Here is a 624-nt window from a genome sequence, read left to right on the forward strand (position 1 = left end):
ATTACTAGAAGAAGGTATGAAAGAACAAGGGTGGTCTACATTACCTGAAGTAACATTAAAATTCACTACAGATACACAACATAAAAAAGTAGCAGAAGCAATGCAAGAAATGTTTAAGAAAAATCTTGGTGTAGATATTAAATTAGAAAATAAAGAATGGAAGAGTTACATCGACACATACAAGCAAAGTGATTTCCAATTAGCTTATATGGGATGGGGCGGCTCTTTATTAGATCCAATTACTAAACTAGATTTATATGCAGGTGATGGTCCGAATAACTATGCAAAATGGCATAATAAAGAATTTGACGCTTTAGTAAAAGAAGCAAAAGTTGAACAAAACGAAGATAAGCGTTTTGACTTATTGCATAAAGCGGAAGATATTATGTTTACAGATTCACCATTAATCCCAATTATTTTCCCAAGTGCTTCATATTTACAAAAACCATCAGTATCTGGTGTTCAGTTCATTATCGGTTCTAGTCCAGAACTAAGATACGCAAAAATTAAAAAATAAAGAAGTAGGCAATCGCCTACTTCTTTATTTTATTTCTCTTTTGTATTCTTTTTTCGTTCCATCAGAGAAGACAACTTCTAAATCGAATTTTTGGTAGTCTTTATCAA

At 31.7% G+C, this 624-nt stretch carries 1 protein-coding gene and 1 pseudogene; one reads left to right on the forward strand and one right to left on the reverse strand.

Translation table 11 applies throughout. From position 1 onward, the window contains the following. The coding region (locus MR170_RS30940; protein WP_242310661.1) for an ABC transporter substrate-binding protein at positions 1-517 on the forward strand (517 nt) is incomplete at its 5' end. A 24-nt stretch (positions 518-541) separates the two neighbouring features. Here the strand turns inward: MR170_RS30940 and MR170_RS32855 are convergent. After that, positions 542-624 (reverse strand): annotated as a pseudogene (locus MR170_RS32855) (YusW family protein); the annotation flags it as partial.

Origin of the sequence: Bacillus cereus group sp. BfR-BA-01524 (assembly GCF_022662595.1) — a bacterium.
Lineage (GTDB): Bacteria > Bacillota > Bacilli > Bacillales > Bacillaceae_G > Bacillus_A > Bacillus_A thuringiensis_S.